At 52.0% G+C, this 2,273-nt stretch carries 1 rRNA gene; it reads right to left on the reverse strand.

From position 1 onward, the window contains the following. A 23S ribosomal RNA gene (locus tag CWC29_RS23500) occupies positions 1–2,273 on the reverse strand; the annotation flags it as partial.

Below are 2,273 nucleotides of genomic sequence, written 5' to 3' on the forward strand. Positions count from 1 at the left end.
CGGGTAATTAGTACGAGTTAGCTTAATGCCTCACAGCACTTCCACATCTCGCCTATCAACGTTGTAGTCTTCAACGGCCCTTCAGTTGACTCTAAGTCAAAGTGAGAACTCATCTCGAGGCCTGCTTCCCGCTTAGATGCTTTCAGCGGTTATCAGTTCCGAACGTAGCTACCGGGCAATGCAATTGGCATCACAACCCGAACACCAGCGGTTCGTCCACTCCGGTCCTCTCGTACTAGGAGCAGCCCCTCTCAATTCTCAAACGCCCACGGCAGATAGGGACCGAACTGTCTCACGACGTTCTAAACCCAGCTCGCGTACCACTTTAAATGGCGAACAGCCATACCCTTGGGACCGACTTCAGCCCCAGGATGTGATGAGCCGACATCGAGGTGCCAAACACCGCCGTCGATATGAACTCTTGGGCGGTATCAGCCTGTTATCCCCGGAGTACCTTTTATCCGTTGAGCGATGGCCCTTCCATTCAGAACCACCGGATCACTATGACCTACTTTCGTACCTGCTCGACGTGTCTGTCTCGCAGTTAAGCTTGCTTCTACCATTACACTAACCGTACGATGTCCGACCGTACTTAGCAAACCTTCGTGCTCCTCCGTTACTCTTTGGGAGGAGACCGCCCCAGTCAAACTACCCACCAGGCACTGTCCTCAACCCCGGTTCAGGGGCCTAAGTTAGAACATCAACACTACAAGGGTGGTATTTCAAGGTCGGCTCCACAGAAACTAGCGTTCCTGCTTCAAAGCCTCCCACCTATCCTACACATGTAGGGTCAATGTTCAGTGCCAAGCTGTAGTAAAGGTTCACGGGGTCTTTCCGTCTAGCCGCGGGTACACAGCATCTTCACTGCGATTTCAATTTCACTGAGTCTCGGGTGGAGACAGCGTGGCCATGGTTACACCATTCGTGCAGGTCGGAACTTACCCGACAAGGAATTTCGCTACCTTAGGACCGTTATAGTTACGGCCGCCGTTTACCGGGGCTTCGATCAAGAGCTTCGCCTAAGCTAACCCCATCAATTAACCTTCCGGCACCGGGCAGGTGTCACACCGTATACGTCATCTTACGATTTTGCACAGTGCTGTGTTTTTAATAAACAGTCCCAGCCACCTGGTCACTGCGGCTCTCGTTTGCTTACAGAGCAAGTCTTTCACAAACAAGAGCGTACCTTCTCCCGAAGTTACGGTACAATTTTGCCTAGTTCCTTCACCCGAGTTCTCTCAAGCGCCTTAGTATTCTCTACCTGACCACCTGTGTCGGTTTAGGGTACGATTCAGTATGAACTGAAGCTTAGAGGCTTTTCCTGGAAGTAGGGCATCAACAACTTCACCACCTTAGTGGCTCGTCTCGACTCTCAGCCTTAGCAACCCGGATTTTCCTAAGTCACCAGCCTACAGCCTTTCACATGGACAACCAACGCCATGCTTGCCTAGCCTGCTCCGTCCCCCCATCGCATTCATACCAAGTACGGGAATATTAACCCGTTTCCCATCGACTACGCTCTTCAGCCTCGCCTTAGGGGTCGACTCACCCTACCCTGATTAACATGGGATAGGAACCCTTGGTCTTCCGGCGGAGGAGTTTTTCACTCCTCTTGTCGTTACTCATGTCAGCATTCGCACTTCTGATATGTCCAGCATGCCTCCCGGCACACCTTCAGCCACTTACAGAACGCTCCCCTACCCCGCATACTTACGTACGCAGCCGTAGCTTCGGTGGTATGTTTAGCCCCGTTACATCTTCCGCGCAGGCCGACTCGACTAGTGAGCTATTACGCTTTCTTTAAAGGGTGGCTGCTTCTAAGCCAACCTCCTAGCTGTTTTAGCCTTCCCACATCGTTTCCCACTTAACATACACTTTGGGACCTTAGCTGACGGTCTGGGTTGTTTCCCTCTCCACGACGGACGTTAGCACCCGCCGTGTGTCTCCCGGATAGTACTTTACGGTATTCGGAGTTTGCAAAGGGTTGGTAAGTCGGGATGACCCCCTAGCCTTAACAGTGCTCTACCCCCGTAAGTATTCGTCCGAGGCTCTACCTAAATAGATTTCGGGGAGAACCAGCTATCTCCCGGTTTGATTAGCCTTTCACTCCTAGCCACAGGTCATCCCCTAACTTTTCAACGTTAGTGGGTTCGGTCCTCCAGTTGATGTTACTCAACCTTCAACCTGCCCATGGCTAGATCACCGGGTTTCGGGTCTATACCCTGCAACTTAAGCGCCCAGTTAAGACTCGCTTTCGCTACGGCTCCCCTAAA

The sequence above is a fragment of the Pseudoalteromonas galatheae genome, assembly GCF_005886105.2.
Taxonomy (GTDB): domain Bacteria; phylum Pseudomonadota; class Gammaproteobacteria; order Enterobacterales; family Alteromonadaceae; genus Pseudoalteromonas; species Pseudoalteromonas galatheae.